Raw genomic sequence first — 15136 nt, 5'->3', positions numbered from 1 at the left:
CGGTCGCCCTCGGCCGCGCCCGTACCGCGCGGCGCCCCGCTCCCGCCCGGCCGCGACCCCGCCGCTCAGCCGCCGCCCTGCCCCGGCCCCGGCCCCCGCACCCCGCGGCGTTCGGGGTGGACGCGGGCCGCGTCGGCCGCCGCGCGGCCCTCGGTCCAGCCGGCCTCGTCGCCAACGCCGCGGACCCGGGTCGCCGTCGTCCGCGGGAACAGTTCGTCGGTACGGGCGCCGACGGCGACCTCGCGGGTCGCGAGCACCGGCAGCAGCCCCGCGGGAGCCGCCCCCGACACCGCTTCGGCCGCCGCGGTCAGCCGCTCCCCGACCCGGGACGCGTACGCCATCAGGAACGACTGCCGGAACGTCTTCGTCCGCTTCCGGCCGCCGGCCCGCTGGGACGCCTCGGCACGGGTCATCGCGGCCGTGCCCTGGACCAGCAGCGAGGTGTACAGCAGCTCGACGGCGTCGAGGTCGGCCGCGTAGCCGACGACCGTCGAGAAGTCGTAGGCGCTGTTCCAGACGGCGCGGCAGCGGTTCGCCTCGGCGACGGCGTCGAGCAGGATCGCCTTGGCGGTCTCGTACGGCGGCTCGACGCCGATCCGGCAGGCGCCGGGGACCGTCCGCCCCTCGCCGCCCGCGTCGAGCGCCGCCGCGTCGATGCTGTGCCGGGCGGCCAGCTCCTGGGCCTTGGCGGACAGTGCCTCGGCCTCCTCCGGATAGTCGGTGGCCTCGGCCTTGGCGAGCAGCGCCCGTATCCGCGTGAGCGCTTTCGGTTCGTGTACGGAGCGCGGCGCCGCGGTCGCGGGGGACTCCCCCGGCACCGGGCCGACGGGTTCGACGGCGGGCAGCCGCAGCAGCAGCCGGTACAGCTCCAGCGCGGCGGTGGCGTACGAGAAGCGGTCGGGGGCCTGCCACGGCGGTACGGAGTCGGGGCCGAGGGCCGCGAGCTGTCCCGCCCAGCGCGCCGGAAGGGTCGCCTCCGGGTAGCGGCGGGATTCGGTGCGGATCAGTTCGGCCGCGATCCGTAGCTGCGGTTCACCGAGATCGCGGCGGACGATCCGGACGACGTCGGCGGGCTGCCAGCCCCGCTCCCAGGCCCTGCGGACGAACTCCTCGCCCCGCCGGGCCAGCTCGGCGTCGGCGCCGGGGTCGGCGGCGAGGAGGGAGGCCGCGGTGTCGAGTGCGGTCTCGACGGACCGGTCCCGGGCCCCGGAGTCCCGGGCGTACAGCGCGGTCGCCAGGGCCCGCTCGACGGTGGTCTGCGGCGTGGGGGCGGTGCTCATCCCTCCATGATGCGGGGCGGGCGCCGCGGGCCGGGAGACCAGGCCCATGGCGCCCGCGACTCAGGACTCCCGGAGGGTCTTCCGGATCCGCTCGTACTCGGGCAGCAGTTCCCCGTGGGCCGGGGTGTGCTGGGCGTCGATGTCGATCACGGTGAAGCCCTTGGCGGTCTCGAAGGCGAGATGCCGCTCCTGCTGGCCTTCCCCCCAGAGTTCGTGGTCGCCCTCGTAGGAGACCTCGACGGCCGGGTAGGGGCCCGCCTTCACCTCCCGGTACTCGACGTTCCGCACCTTCTTCAGAGGGCTTTCGGAGACGAAGCCCTCCAGCACGAGACGGGAGGTCGCGCTCTGCGTCGGATCGTTCCAGAGCCGGACGAAACCGGAGACCCCGGCGTGGCGGGCGTCCAGTTCGCAGACCATCTCGGCCATCCCCATGGTGAAGCCGCCCATCGCCTCCGCGCTCGCGGGAGCGACCTTCCAGTCGGCGGGCGCGTCGAAGGTGAAGGGCAGGTCGCAGGCGCCGCCCGCCGCGCCGATCCGCTGGGTTTTGATCTTCGGGTCGGGTCCGGGACGAGAACCGGAACCGGAACCGGAATTCGAACCGGAGCCGGAGTCGCTGCACCCGGTGGTCAGCAGTGCGAGCACCGCCGCGCCGCCGGTGAAGGCCGTACGGATGCCGTGACGTGTCATGAGTCCCCCTCGGTGAATCCCTGCAACGCTCCCCGCGGCGCCCGGGCAGTGGACGGCCAGGAAAGCGCCGATCCTAGGTCGTGCGTGAGGCTCGGCCCCGGCCTGCCCGTGATCTTTCCGGTGATGGTCCGGTTCCCTGCCTCCCGCCCGGCCGGTACGCGCGCCGCGAGGCGTTGTCGGACCCTCCTGACAGACTTCCCGTTATGGCGGAACGGTGGGCGATCGCGGCGGCGGAGGAGGGCGACGGGGCACGGCTCGTCCCCCTGCGCCCCGACGGGCTGCCCGCCGGGCCGGTGGTCGAGGAGCCGGATCTCGTCGGGGCGGTCCGGTCGCGGCCGGAGGTGGGCCGCTGGGTGTGGCGGTCCACGTTCGACGTCTATCCCCGGCTGCTGGCGGCCGGGGTCCCGGTGGAGCGGTGTTACGACATCGAGGACGCCGAACTGCTGCTCCTCGGGCACGAGGGCCGGTTCGGGGAGCCCCGGTCGGCCGCGGCCGCGCTGGCCCGGCTGCGGCGGCAGCCCGTACCGCCCGATCCGCCGCAGCGTGCGGCCGAGCCGGGTGCCCAGTCGTCGCTGTTCGAGCCGCGGCCGGTGCCGGTGCCGCTGGAGTCCCTGCTGGAGGTGTACGCGGAGCAGCAGCGCCGCCATGACGCGACGGCGCATCCGGGCCGGATGCGGCTGCTGACGGCCGCCGAGTCGGCCGGGATGCTGGTCGCGTCGGAGATGAACCGGGCGGGGCTGCCGTGGCGGGCCGATGTGCACCGGCGGCTCCTTGAGGAGCTGCTCGGCGAGCGGTACGCGGGCGGCGGGGAGCCGCGGCGGCTGGCGCAGCTCGCGGACGAGGTGTCGGCGGCGTTCGGGCGGCGGGTGCGGCCGGATCTGCCGGCGGATGTGGTCAAGGCGTTCGCGGAGGCGGGCGTCAGGCTGCGGTCGACTCGCCGCTGGGAGCTGGAGGAGATCGACCACCCGGCGGTGAAGCCGCTCGTCGAGTACAAGAAGCTGTACCGGATCTGGGTGGCGCACGGTTGGGGGTGGCTGGCGGACTGGGTGCGGGACGGCCGGTTCCGGCCCGGCTATCTGCCCGGCGGCTCGGTCTCCGGGCGGTGGACGACGAACGGCGGGGGCGCGCTCCAGATCCCCCGGGTCATCCGGCGGGCGGTGGTCGCGGACGAGGGCTGGCGGCTGGTGGTCGCCGACGCGGACCAGATGGAGCCGAGGGTGCTGGCGGCGGTCTCCCGCGACCCCGGTCTGATGGAGGTCGCGGGCCATGACGGCGATCTGTACTCGCTGCTGTCGACGCGCGCGTTCGCGGGCGACCGGGAGCACGCCAAGCTGGCGCTGCTGGGCGCGATCTACGGGCAGACGTCGGGCGACGGCCTGAAGAACCTCGCGGCGCTGCGGCGGCGCTTCCCGGCGGCGGTCGCCTATGTGGACGACGCGGCCCGCGCGGGCGAGGAGGGCCGGCTGGTCCGGACGTACCTCGGACGTACGTGTCCCCCGGTGTCGGGCGCCGCGGACGCGGAGGAGGCGGGGCTGCCGCAGGACGACGAGGGCGGCGCCCCGGGCTCCGGCGGCTCCGACGCCCGTGCCCGCGGCCGCTTCACCCGTAACTTCGTGGTCCAGGGCGCCGCCGCGGACTGGGCCCTGCTGATGCTGGCCGCCCTGCGCCGGGCGACCGCGGGACTCCGCGCCGAGCTGGTGTTCTTCGTGCACGACGAGGTCGTGGTCCACTGCCCGGCGGAGGAGACCGAGGCGGTGACGGAGGCAATCCGCGAGGCGGGCGCCCTGGCGGGCCGGATCGCCTTCGGCGGCACCCCGGTCCGCTTCCCGTTCACGACGGCGGCGGTGGAGTGCTACGCGGACGCGAAATGACACCGGGAGGCGGGGAATCGCTCAGACGGTGGCGCGGCGACCGCCGTCCTTCACGCCCGGATCGCCGCGGAACGTCCGGCGGTAGGCGTTCGGGGTGGTGTCGAGGGTGCGCAGGAAGTGGTGGCGCAGCGCGGCCGCGTTGCCGAAACCGCAGTGGTCGGCGATCACGTCCATCGTCTCGTCGGTGGACTCCAGCAACTCCTGCGCCTTGAGGACACGTTGGCGCAGCAGCCAGCGGTACGGGGTGGTGCCGGTCTCCTGGAGGAAGCGGCGGGCGAAGGTCCGCGGGGACATATGGGCGCGTTCGGCGAGCTGGTCGACGGTGATGTCGTCCCGGAGGTGGCGCTCCATCCAGTCGAGGGTCCCGGCCACGGTGTCGCAGCGGCTGCGCGGCAGGGGGTGCGTGATGTACTGCGCCTGCCCGCCGTCGCGGTGCGGCGGGACGACCATGCGGCGCGAGATGTAGTTGGCGACTTCGGGGCCGTGCTCCTGGCGCAGGATGTGCAGGCAGGCGTCGATGGCCGCGGCCGTACCCGCGGAGGTGACGACCGGTCCGGCGTCCACGTACAGCACGTCGGGGTCGATCACGGCCCGCGGAAAGCGGCGTGCCAGGGCGGCGCTGTACCGCCAGTGGGTCGTGCACCGCCGGTCGTCGAGGAGACCGGCCGCCCCCAGGACGAAGGCACCGGAACACACGCTCAGCACCCGCGCGCCCCGGTCGACGGCGCGGCGCAGCGCGGCGAGGAGCTCCTCGGGATAGCCGCGGGTGGGATAGGAGCCGCCGGTCGGGACGGCGATCAGATCGGCCTCTTCCAGGCGCTCCAGACCGTGCGGGGTGGTGATGGTGAATCCCGCGTGGGTGGAGAGCGTGGGCCCTTCGGCGGAGACGACGGCGAAGTCGTAGACGGGCATGCCGTCGTCGCTGCGGTCGAGGCCGAACACCTCACAGAGCACCCCGAGTTCGAAGGGGTGGACCGTGTCGAGCAGTGGTACCGCCACATTGCTCAGCATGTTCGCCAGTGTGCCACGGGCACCTCGGCAGAGTGGCAGTAAATCGAAGATTCATGACAGTTCTGCCACTGCTGTCGAGCGGTGCGCACGGGGACAGTTGAGGGCATGAACACACTCTGGAGCTACCTCGCCGTGACCGCCCTGACCGCATTCGTCACCCTCCCGTCCCTGCTCGGCGCGGCCCGCGACCGGGCGATCGACCGCGAGCTCCAGGAGGCGGCGACCCGCGCGGAGCCCGTACCGAACGACCATCCGACCCCCCGCTCCACCGCCCCGTCCGAACCGGCCCCGATCCCGTACACGACGGCCGCGTGACCCCGGTCCGATCCGGTCACCCGGCTCGGCTGCCCGCACCACGCACCCCGCGGACGAGCAGGGTCCCCGCCCGGCGGGGGCCCTGCTCGGGAGGAGGGATCACCGTGGCCGTCACGTCCTTGTAGCCGCAGCCTTGCAGCAACTCGCACCAGGTTTCCGGTGGGTGGTCCCAGCGCGTGACAACAGCGGGGTCCTCGCCCTCCCCCCGTGGGATGAAGGCCGCTTGCCGCCCGTAGCACCCTTCAACCGGCGGCCGATGCGAGAACGCAAATACGCCACCGTCCCGTAGCCCGGCGTACACTGTCGGCGCCAGCAGCTCCGGATCGGTGAACCAAGCGGCTCCGAAGACGCTGTACACGGCGTCCCAGCCGCCGGGCCCGGCCGTCAGCCAGTCGAGGGCGTCGCGCTCCACCCACTCCACACCACCGGTCTCCCCCCACCGCTCACGCGCCCTGGCGAGCTGTCGAGCGGAGAGATCAACCCCCACGGCTCGCATTCCGAGCCGGGCAAGGTGCGCTGCGTTCCCACCGCTTCCGCATCCCAGGTCCACTGCCTTTCCGCCTGCGCCCAGCCCCAGAACCTCCGCCCCAGGGCCGTGATCGGCGTGCTGGGTCCAGTTGAACCAGGTTTTCTCCCCACGAGAATTCACCGCCCGCCGCGTCGGCGCTGTGCGGGCGTAGACATCCCATGCGGCACTCGGGGCCTCGGCCACGGCAGTGCTGCTCCTTCCGTTCCGCGGAAGCCACCCGGACAGGTCCGGGCGGCTGGAGTGACGGGCGGGCTAAGTGTTGACGGGGCTGTCGGAGCAGCCCGCATAGCTCTGACTGCAGTCGGCTGCACCGTCTCCGGGCCAGAACTCGGGGTCGACGGCGTGCCCGGCCGCCCGGATGGTGTCCCTTGTGCGCGCCATGGCCGCCCTTCCCGCGCGGGGGTCGTGTCCGTTGCGGTCCGGCACGTGGTGGATGAACCCGGCTCCAATGGAAGCGCAGAACTCGGCATAGGGCTTGCTGTGCAGTAAGAAGGCGTGCCAGAACAAGTCCACACGAAGACTCGGCGTCATCCTGCCCGAGGTCTTCGCAGCGGTCGCCAGGAAGGCGACGAGCTGGCCGACGCCACGTTCACCGAGCTCGTCGGAGAGATCGGACCAGTAGTCGTCACGAACGACGGCAATCAGGTCGGCACGTAGTTCAGGGCTGATCAGATGCAGAAGATCCGAACTCCCCCGACGGGCTGTCGTCATGTCATTTCCTCCTGAAGCCGAGATGCATCGACCTTCCTTCCAGCAGATTTTCAGAGTAGACAGCCGAAGAGCCAGGGTATTCGCGTTACCGGATAAACGATCACGAGCGGTAGATGCCCGCCCACTTTCGGAGAAGATCCCTGGCCTCGTCGCCGAACGAAGCGATCCGTTCGTACGAGGAGAAGATTTCAAGGTGGTCGGCAATGTCCCTGACGTCACGGAAGACGAGCCGCCCGGTGAATGTCTCGACAGTGACCAGGCGTTCGTCGTAGACGGTGAACGTGTTCATCGGACCGCGCACACCGGGCAGCACGAAGGGAAGAACACCGATGCGAACACCAGGCAGATGCGACAGGGATATCAGACGGTCCAACTGTGCGGCCATCGACTCGTGCGACGTCACGGGCCATCGCACTGCCTGCTCGGTCAGCAGAAAGGTGAACCGCTTCCCGCTGTCATGAAGTACTGCCTGCCGCTCCAGCTTCCTGGCGAGAGTGCCGGACATGTCCCCCGGCACATGGGCCAGACCGGCACGCATGTAGGCAGGGGTTGCCAGGAGCCCTGTCACCATGGCGGGCAGGAAGTACCGAAGCTCTACTGCCTTCGCTTCGAGACCGGCCAGCTCCGCCTGCCGCTTGTCCACGCCTCGGCGCCACGATGCCCGCTTGCCCTGCCACTCCGTGTGGGCGAGGCGTGCCAGCGCTGTCATCTGCGCCGCGGTTTCCCGGGGTGTGCCCAAGGCTTTGAGGATCAGCTCGACATCCACGAGGCCTGGTGTGATCCGACCGGTTTCGATGTTGCTGAGCTTGGTCTGGGACATATTGCAGCGACGGGCAAGCCAGACCTGTGTCCGGCCCGCCCGTCGGCGCAGTGCTCCGAGGGCTTCCGCAAGATCGGCCTTGGACCTGCCCAACTGCCCCGGGTCAAACGTCAAGGCCTTTCACGAACTCCTCGAAGGGCACCGCATACTCCAAGGCAATGCGCTGCCACTCCTGGTAGGGGGCAGGATCGCCCTCGTAAGCTTCGCGGTTAATCTGGGTTCCGTCCGGTCCGAAGTTGAGATGGGCGATACGGGCCCGGTCGAACATCCACCAGTCCCGCCCCCCGGAGAGCGGAAGTCCGTAGTCGTGCGAGGTCACGTCCAGGACACGGATGTCCTCACCGGCGGCGATATTTCCGGGGATTCCCCAGGCGAACTGATACCGCTGATAATCGGTGAGCGGCTGCCGAACGATGCGAACCCGTCCGATGGTCCGCCCGGACTGCACATAGGAATGCACCCGCTCGTGCCATCGGGCGTTGTGTTCTGCGGGTTTCGCCTCTCCTCGAAGGAATCGGGCGACATTCTCCTGCTCTCTGGGCATCGTGTAGACGGGCTGCGCCTCGAAACGCCATGCCTCTCGCCCGAATGCGTCGAAGAACCGACGCCAGTCCTCACCAGCCAAGCGCACGGAAAGCCGCCCTCAGAACATCCTCGGGAATCTCCACCAGGGCCTCGCCTGCCGGCGGCTCGAACGCATGGGAGACCTCACCCTGGACAACGAACGAGCCGCTCGCCGTCTGGTAGACGTTCGGACAGTCGTCATCGTCGCAGTTGGGGTCGTCGAGCTTTCCGGTGAGACGGGTCAACTCCATACCGGCCGGCCCTCCCCTCCTCTTCGGGACCGGTACCCGGTACCGGTCATCGGAAGCGACGGTAGGACGGCCTCGTGGCCCTGTCCACGGGGTGCGCCCGGTATTCGCGTTGTCGGGTAAACGATCGCGGACGGCGACTGCGGACCGGTGCCAGTGATCGCTAGCGGTTCGACGGGCGGGCGCCGTGGGCCAGGGCGAGGGCCGTGAGGCGGGCCGCCGTGGTGGTGTCGAGGGCGGTGATCGCGTCGCCCGCGTCGTGGGTGGAGAGGGCGAAGCCGATCGTGCCGTAGAGGATGGTCACCTCCGCGTGGTGGTTCGCCTCGTCCTCCGCTGCCGCCACGGCCGCGTAGAGGGCCGGGACATCGGCCCGGTCCACCGTGAAGGCGGCCGTGAGCCTGCCGCCGTCGGCGGTCCAGTCGGGGAGCGCGGTCAGGGCCTCGTCGAGCTGGGCGGCGGTCAGCGGGGTGGCGGCCATGGGAATCTCCTCGGGTACGTGCGGTGGTCACCGCAATCGGCTGCGCGGCCTGTCGGGACGCCGCCGATGGTCCGTGCGCCGGCCGCCGGCGCCCCCGACGGAGCGTATCCACTGCCCGGCCGCCGGAGGCGGACCCCGGCGCGGCGCGGTCCCTGCGGAAGGCCGTCCGCCCGCGGCTACGAGGCTCGGTAGTACGTACGGGCTTCCGCAGGTCCGCCGCGCCTTCGGGCCACCCCGGGCCACGGGCCCACCGGGGCGCCCGGCCGGGGGATCCACCGGGTCGCCCCGTCACCGGCCTCCGGCTAGCCGTCGCCGCCGATCGACAGGACGTCTTCGACCGGGCGGCGGCGCGTGGACGGGCCCGGCGGGCCGTAGCCCAGGCGGATGACCATATGGACATGGCCCATCGCCGACGCCGGGTCCCGGATCGCCCACCGCAGGTCGCTCCACTCCAGCGCCTGCGAGGCGACGGAGGTGGCCAGCCCGTCCAGGGTGGCTTCGAGGAGTACGCGTTCCATCGCCTGGCCCGCCCGGAGCCAGTCGGCCGGGTGGTCGCGGACCGTGCCGAGGAGCGCGAGCTGCGGGGACTCCTCGAAGACCGCGGACTCCCGGACGAAATCGGGGTCGGGGAGCAGCGGGGAGGCGGAGGCAGCGGGCCCGCCCGCACCCGGCTGGGGCCCGAAGTCGCGGACCGGCACCCCGCCGCCCCGTGCCCGCGGCCCGAACGCGTACCGCGGAATGCCGTCGTCCCTTCCCCCGCCCTCCGGCGGGTCCCCGGCCCAGCGGGCGATCTCCGCCCGGTGGCCCGCGTCCTCCTGCTCCCGGACGAGCGCCTCGGTGCTCAGGTCGAGGATGGTCCGCCGGTGGAAGGTGTCGGGGAAGGCGAGGTGCGCGCCTTCGAGGAGGGCCGCCCGGCTCAGCACGTCGAGCAGGGACCCCTCGATGCGCTCGTCCCCGTAGGGCGCGCGGCTGGTGTGGCGGCGGTGCAGCGCGGGATACAGCTCGGCGAGTTCCTCGTACGACTCCGGACGCCGCGGCAGCAGCGTGATCTCGGCCAGCAGATCCGGGTCGGCGGGGTCGGGCAGCAGTCCGACCACCGGATCCCATCCGGCGTGGACCGCCGCGACCCGCAGATTGAGTACGGCGGCGGCGCAGCTGATGTGCAGCGCCCGCCGGTCCGGGTCGGCCAGCGGCAGCTCCCGCGCACTGTCGGCGCGGAGCCGGAACGTACGGCTGCCGGGGTCGTAGTGGAAGATCCACGGCTGGGCGTTGTGCATGGACGGGGCCTGGGTCGCGTCCTCGACCAGGCCTGCGACCAGCGTCTCGTCGAGGGGGGCCGCATCGGGGGGTGCCACGGGTGTGGGGGCCACGGCGTTCCGCTTCCTGCTGGGGGGCGCCCGCCCCGGGCCTCACCGGGCCCCGCTGCGGGCGGAGGGTCCCTACCAGCGTCGCCGCCCCCTCGACCACAAAGAAAGGCCAAAAGTCCTATATGGTATATAAACCACCAGAAACAGATTTTTTACCCCCTCTTAGGGAGTCCCGCCGCCGCCCGTCCGGCGTCGGCGGCCGTGAGGACAGTTCCCGTCTCCCCGGGGAGACTGGGTCCACGGAACGACCTTCTCCGCGAGGAGGGAGGTGACCGCCGATGACGGCGGAGGACTTCGGTACGAGTACGGAGGCGGGCCCCCGCACCGGCCCACCCGGCGGGGACCCCGTCCGCGAGGGCGTGCTGCGCCTGCTGGCCTGCCCCGACCCGGACTCCCTCCTGACCACCGCCCTGCGGATCTGCCGGACCGGCGTCGGCGCGTACGGCGGGGCCGTCTTCCTCACCGACGACGACGGCTGGCTCCGGCTCACCGGCTACGAGGGCATGGACGAGGAGGCCGTCCACCGCTTCCCCGTGGTCGCCCCCGACTCCCCGCTCCCCGCCGCCGTCGCCGTACGCGAGCGCCGGATCGTCTACGGCTTCTCCGACGACCTCGCCGAGCGCTATCCGGACCTCCCCACCCTGCGGGACGCGGTCCGCTTCGCGGTCGTACCCCTGCTGGTCGACGAACGGGCACTGGGCACGCTCGTTGTGCAGTACGACGGCCCGCTGCCGCTGCCGCCCGCCGACGACCGGCTGCTGATCATGGTCGCGGAGGTGTACGCGCACCGGCTGGAGCATCTGCGGGTCCGGGAGCAGGCGGAACGGGCGGAGCGGGCGGCCGAGCCGGGGGTACGGGACGGGAGCGCCGCGCCCGCCTCCCGGGACGTCCGCCACGACACCGACCTCCACGACTTCCGGCGCCGCAGCAAGAGCGGCCGCACCCGGCTCGACCTCGCCATGTCCAGCGGCAACATCGGCTCGTACGAATGGGACATCCCCTCCGGCACGGTCATCGCCGACGAGCGCACCATCCGTCTCTTCGGCCTCGACCCCGACCGCTTCGACTCCCTCGCCGAATCCTTCCTGCGCACCATCCACCCCGATGACGTCGAGCGGATCCGCACCGTCCTCGACGAGAGCCTCAAGACCGGTGAGCACCATGCCGCGCACCGCGTGGTCTGGCCCGACGGCTCGGTCCACTGGCTGGAGTCCAAGGGCACGGTCCAGCACAGCCCGACCGGCGAGCCCCGGCTGCTGATCGGCGTCATCTGGGACACCACCGCCCAGCGGGAGCGGGCGAAGCGCCGCGAAAGCCGGCGGGAGTTCGTCCTCAACGTCACCAACTCCTTCGCCGCCGCGCTCACCACCCAGGACGTGCTGGACACCATGACCGAGACCGTCCTGCCCGAACTGGGCGCCAACGCGCTCGCCATCCACCTGGAGCACGAAGGCAGACTGCTGCTCGCGGGCGCGGTCGGCTACCCCCGGGAGACGCTGGACCGGCTGCGGGTGATGGGTACCGTGGACGACAACCCGATGGCGGAGGCGCTGCGCGCCGGGCACCCCCTCTTCTTCCGCAACCGCGCGGAGTACGAGGCCCGGTTCCCCGACCCCAGATTCCGGCCCGCGAAGGCCCATGGCGCCTATGTCTTCATCCCGCTGACCTCGGCGGACGGCACGGTCGGCAGCTGTCTGATCTCCTATGCGTCGCCTCGTGAGTTCGGCTCCGACGACCAGATCGTCACCGCCGCCATCGCGGGCATCCTCACCCAGTCCCTGGCCCGGGCCCGGCTCTCCGACCTCTTCCGGCGGCGGATGACCGACCTCCAGGAGCTGATGATGCCGCGCGCGCTGCCCCGGCTGCCCGGCTACGAGATCGCCGCCCGGTACGTACCGGCGGCGGAGGGCATGCAGGTCGGCGGCGACTGGTTCGATCTGCTGCCCCGCGAGGACGGCGGCGCGTCCCTGGTCATCGGGGACGTCGAGGGCCACAGCGCCCAGGCGGCGGGCGTGATGGGACAGTTGCGTACGGCCCTGAGGGCGCACGCCGACGACGGCTACCGTGCCGAGCATCTGATGGCCCGGGGCAACCGCACCCTCTGGGGCCTGGACACCGACCGCTTCGCCACTTGCTGCATCGTGGACGTGTCACCGCGCGCCGGCCATCTCCAGATCGTCCGCGCCGGACATCCCGCCCCGCTCCAGGCCGAACCCGACGGCACGGTCCGCGAACTGGAGGTCCCCGGCGCGCTGCCGCTCGGCTACTCCCCCGCCGACCGGTATCCCGTGCACCACGGACAGCTCGAACCTGGTTCGGTGCTGGTGCTCTACACCGACGGTCTGGTGGACACCCCGGACCGGTCGTACGAGGAGGCGGTGGCAGCGGTCTCGAAACGGCTCTCCGCGTGGGTGACCCGCCCTCAGCACGGCGGCGGCGAACGGGCGGCCGACCTGGAGGCGCTCGCGGACAGCCTGGTGTCGGACGGTCCGGCGCAGCCGGGGTACGACGATGTGGCGGTGCTGGTGGTCCGGCGGACGTCGTGGGGGTCGGGCCCGGCGAAGATGTCCCGCTGACCGGCCCGGCGCGCGGCCGACCGGCCCGGCTCGCGGCCGGTTCGGCGGAGTCACGCGCGGTGTCCTTGGACCGGGCACAGCTGCAGCGGCCACAGATGCAGTAGCCACAGATGTAGTAGCCACAGGTATATGCCCGGCGCGCATGCCCCATGGCACAGACGGGCCCGTCCCGGGGTGGAAACGGCCCTTTATCTCCGCCGGACACACCCGGCGGAGCAGGGTGTGGGCAGGGGGGACGTATCCACTGACCGAGACGGGTGGCTCGTATGACACAGCGGGATACCGGAACCACGGAGACCCCAGAAACCACACCCCCGGAGAAACCCGGGACGACCGAGAACCACCGGCAGAACCTTCAGAACCGCCGGAACCGGCTGCGGATGAAGACCGTGCGGGCCCCGCGCCCGGCATCCGCGCCCGTACAGCCCGACCCCCGGAGGGAGAACTCCCCGCCGGGAGCCCTCGGAAAGATCCCGGCGGACTCCGGACCCACGCCGACGGACTCCGGAACCGCACCGACGGACAGCGGCAGCAAGCCGACCGACCCCGGCCCCGGCCCCGCGGCGGCCGACCCCGGCCCCGCGGCGGCCGACGCCGGGCCCGCACCGGCCGACCGCAACACCCCGCCGACCGGCCCCGGCTCCTCATCGGCCGACGCCGAACCCGCGGCGGCCGGTCCCGACCGTGCCTCACCCCCACCACCACGACCCGGCGGAAAACGCGCCCACGGCGCGGAGGAGGAGGTCTCGGAGTCCGAACGCCTCCTCTTCGGCGGCCCCCTGCGCTACGAAGCCGGCTGGAGCACCCACGACGGCTCCTTCCTCGAACTGAACCTGCGCGCCATGATCGCCCGGATGCCGGGCCTGATCGCCGCCACCGTCCGCCTCGCCCACCGCGCCGACCGGCGGGCGCTGCGGCAGGTCGCGGGCGCCGAGATCGGCGGCGGGATCGCCCAGGCCATGGGCCTGATCGCGGTCAATCAGGTCCTGGTGCATCTCCTCGGCGGCGGAGCGACCGTCGACAAACTGATCGCCGCCGTACCCGCGCTGACCGTCGTCGCCGTCACGGCCGTGATCGGCGCGCTGCTGCGGTCCGCGTCCACCGCCGGGACCGGCCGGCTGGAACCGAAGGTGTTCCGGGTGGCGACCGAGGAGTATCTGGAACGGGTCGCCCGGGTCGAACTGTCCGCCGTCGAGGACGAGCAGTTCCACAAACTGCTGGACTCGGCGCAGTGGGGCGCGGAATCGGCGCGCCGGATGATCCGGTTCTGTACGTCGGTGGTGAGCGCGAGCATCTCGCTGGCCGCCGCGGCCGGTGTGCTCACCGTCCTGCACCCGGCGCTGCTGCCGCTGCTGATGCTGATGACGCTGCCCAGCGCATGGAGTTCGCTGACGATCGCGCGCCGCCGGTACGTGTCGTTCCACACCTGGGTGCAGCACGCCAGGGCCGGTCAGCTCCTCGGCCGGCTGCTGATCGACGCCCAGGCGGCGCCGGAGGTCCGGGTCCACAACATCGGCCCGTTCCTGTTGCGGCACTTCCGGATGATGGCCGAGACCGGGGAGCGCGAGCAGACCCGGCTGGCCGGGCTCGCCGCCCGTACCGGACTGGTCGCCTCCGGCTGGACGGGGCTGGCCACCGCCGCCACCTACACCACCCTCGGACTGCTCCTGTGGACGGGCACGATGGATCTGGCGGTCGCGGGCACGGCGGTCATCGCGATCCGTACCGGCTCCTCCAATCTGGACGCGCTCGTGATCCAGCTCAACTACCTCTACGAGGAGAGCCTCTTCGTCTCCGATCTGGACACCCTCTGCAAGGAGGCCGACAAACGGCTGATCCCGGAGACCGGCCGCCCGCTGCCCGCGCAGCTCCGGTCCATCCGCTTCGAGGACGTCAGCTTCACCTACCCCGGCGACCACGACACCCCCGCGCTGGACCGGGTCGACGTCACCATCCCCACCGGCCGGATCGTCGCCCTGGTCGGCAACAACGGCAGCGGCAAGTCGACGCTGGCGAAGCTGCTGTGCGGGCTGTACGCGCCCGACTCGGGCCGGGTGATGTGGGACGACGTCGACGCGACGGAGGCCGACCGGGCGGAGCTGTTCGACCGGATCGCCCTGGTCGCCCAGGACTTCTACCGGTGGCCCTTCACGGCCCGTATCAACGTCGCCATCGGCCGCGCCACGGCCCCCCAGGACGACGCCCTGCTCGACGAGGCGGCGGCCTACGCGGGCGCCGACGAGACGGTCGCGTCCCTCCCCCGCGGCTGGAACACCCTGCTGGCCCGGGGCTACCGCGGCGGCCACCAGATCTCCGGCGGCCAGTGGCAGCGCCTCGGCATCGCCCGCGCCCGGCACCGCGACGCCCGCATCCTGGTCGTCGACGAACCGACCAGCGCCCTGGACGCCGAGGCCGAGCAGCGGGTCTTCGACCAGATCCGGAACATGGCGGCGGACGGCCAGACGGTCGTCCTGATCACCCACCGACTGCACAGCGTCCGCCACGCCGACGTGATCTACGTGCTGGAACGCGGCCGGGTGGTGGAGGAGGGCTCCTTCACCGATCTGATGTCCCCGGACGCGGTGGGCACGTTCCGGAGGATGTACCGGGTCCAGTCCGAGCAGTACGCGTACGAGCCGGAGCCCGCGGAGCAGTAGCGGGTACGGGCCCCGCGCCCCC

14 protein-coding genes are annotated in these 15136 nt (G+C 72.1%); 4 read left to right on the top strand and 10 right to left on the bottom strand.

Annotated elements, in window-relative coordinates; translation table 11 throughout:
* Positions 1-65: 65 nt before the first annotated feature.
* Complete coding sequence (locus B7R87_RS18490) at positions 66-1280, bottom strand: DUF2786 domain-containing protein (protein WP_130584951.1); 1215 nt, start codon at positions 1278-1280, stop codon at positions 66-68.
* A gap of 60 nt (positions 1281-1340) precedes the next feature.
* Positions 1341-1967, bottom strand: coding sequence for a lipoprotein (locus B7R87_RS18485; RefSeq protein WP_006347548.1), 627 nt, complete (start codon positions 1965-1967; stop codon positions 1341-1343).
* Between the two features lie 203 nt (positions 1968-2170).
* On the opposite strand from B7R87_RS18485, the gene B7R87_RS18480 reads away from it, so the two are divergent.
* Positions 2171-3838, top strand: coding sequence for a bifunctional 3'-5' exonuclease/DNA polymerase (locus B7R87_RS18480; RefSeq protein ID WP_006347549.1), 1668 nt, complete (start codon positions 2171-2173; stop codon positions 3836-3838).
* 21 nt (positions 3839-3859) lie between these two features.
* On the opposite strand, the gene B7R87_RS18475 is transcribed toward B7R87_RS18480, so the two are convergent.
* The gene (locus tag B7R87_RS18475) at positions 3860-4849 is read right to left on the bottom strand and encodes a GlxA family transcriptional regulator (protein WP_006347550.1); all 990 of its coding nucleotides are present in this window, start codon (positions 4847-4849) and stop codon (positions 3860-3862) included.
* 105 nt (positions 4850-4954) lie between these two features.
* Here B7R87_RS18475 and B7R87_RS18470 point away from each other — a divergent pair, with 105 nt between their 5' ends.
* Positions 4955-5164, top strand: coding sequence for a hypothetical protein (locus B7R87_RS18470; protein WP_006347551.1), 210 nt, complete (start codon positions 4955-4957; stop codon positions 5162-5164).
* 16 nt (positions 5165-5180) lie between these two features.
* On the opposite strand, the gene B7R87_RS18465 is transcribed toward B7R87_RS18470, so the two are convergent.
* The 7 genes from B7R87_RS18465 to B7R87_RS18435 all read right to left on the bottom strand — a co-directional run bounded on the left by B7R87_RS18465 (position 5181) and on the right by B7R87_RS18435 (position 9884).
* Positions 5181-5813: a class I SAM-dependent methyltransferase gene (locus tag B7R87_RS18465; protein ID WP_269847476.1), complete on the bottom strand. Its 633-nt coding sequence runs from the start codon at positions 5811-5813 to the stop codon at positions 5181-5183.
* 132 nt (positions 5814-5945) lie between these two features.
* The gene (locus tag B7R87_RS18460) at positions 5946-6404 is read right to left on the bottom strand and encodes a glycine-rich domain-containing protein (RefSeq protein ID WP_006347553.1); all 459 of its coding nucleotides are present in this window, start codon (positions 6402-6404) and stop codon (positions 5946-5948) included.
* Between the two features lie 100 nt (positions 6405-6504).
* A complete protein-coding gene (locus tag B7R87_RS18455; RefSeq protein ID WP_078902209.1) occupies positions 6505-7338 on the bottom strand; it encodes a helix-turn-helix domain-containing protein in 834 nt (277 codons plus the stop codon).
* Positions 7328-7855: a DUF6879 family protein gene (locus B7R87_RS18450; protein WP_006347555.1), complete on the bottom strand. Its 528-nt coding sequence runs from the start codon at positions 7853-7855 to the stop codon at positions 7328-7330. The genes B7R87_RS18455 and B7R87_RS18450 overlap by 11 nt, the downstream gene beginning before the upstream one ends.
* Positions 7839-8039, bottom strand: a complete 201-nt coding sequence (locus B7R87_RS18445) for a hypothetical protein (RefSeq protein WP_006347556.1) — start codon at positions 8037-8039, stop codon at positions 7839-7841. The genes B7R87_RS18450 and B7R87_RS18445 overlap by 17 nt, the downstream gene beginning before the upstream one ends.
* A 160-nt stretch (positions 8040-8199) precedes the next feature.
* Positions 8200-8514 (bottom strand): 4a-hydroxytetrahydrobiopterin dehydratase, encoded by a 315-nt coding sequence (locus B7R87_RS18440; protein ID WP_006347557.1) that lies wholly within the window; start codon positions 8512-8514, stop codon positions 8200-8202.
* Positions 8515-8816: 302 nt separating this feature from the next.
* Positions 8817-9884 (bottom strand): Acg family FMN-binding oxidoreductase, encoded by a 1068-nt coding sequence (locus B7R87_RS18435; RefSeq protein WP_233168871.1) that lies wholly within the window; start codon positions 9882-9884, stop codon positions 8817-8819.
* A 275-nt stretch (positions 9885-10159) separates the two neighbouring features.
* On the opposite strand from B7R87_RS18435, the gene B7R87_RS18430 reads away from it, so the two are divergent.
* Positions 10160-12457 (top strand): SpoIIE family protein phosphatase, encoded by a 2298-nt coding sequence (locus B7R87_RS18430; RefSeq protein WP_006347559.1) that lies wholly within the window; start codon positions 10160-10162, stop codon positions 12455-12457.
* A gap of 266 nt (positions 12458-12723) precedes the next feature.
* Positions 12724-15114 (top strand): ABC transporter ATP-binding protein, encoded by a 2391-nt coding sequence (locus B7R87_RS18425; protein ID WP_332903353.1) that lies wholly within the window; start codon positions 12724-12726, stop codon positions 15112-15114.
* Positions 15115-15136 lie beyond the last annotated feature (22 nt).

Source organism: Streptomyces tsukubensis (genome assembly GCF_003932715.1).
Classification (GTDB): domain Bacteria; phylum Actinomycetota; class Actinomycetes; order Streptomycetales; family Streptomycetaceae; genus Streptomyces; species Streptomyces tsukubensis.
The sequence above is the reverse complement of the archived record's forward strand: the minus strand, read 5'-3'. Positions and strand labels throughout refer to the sequence as shown.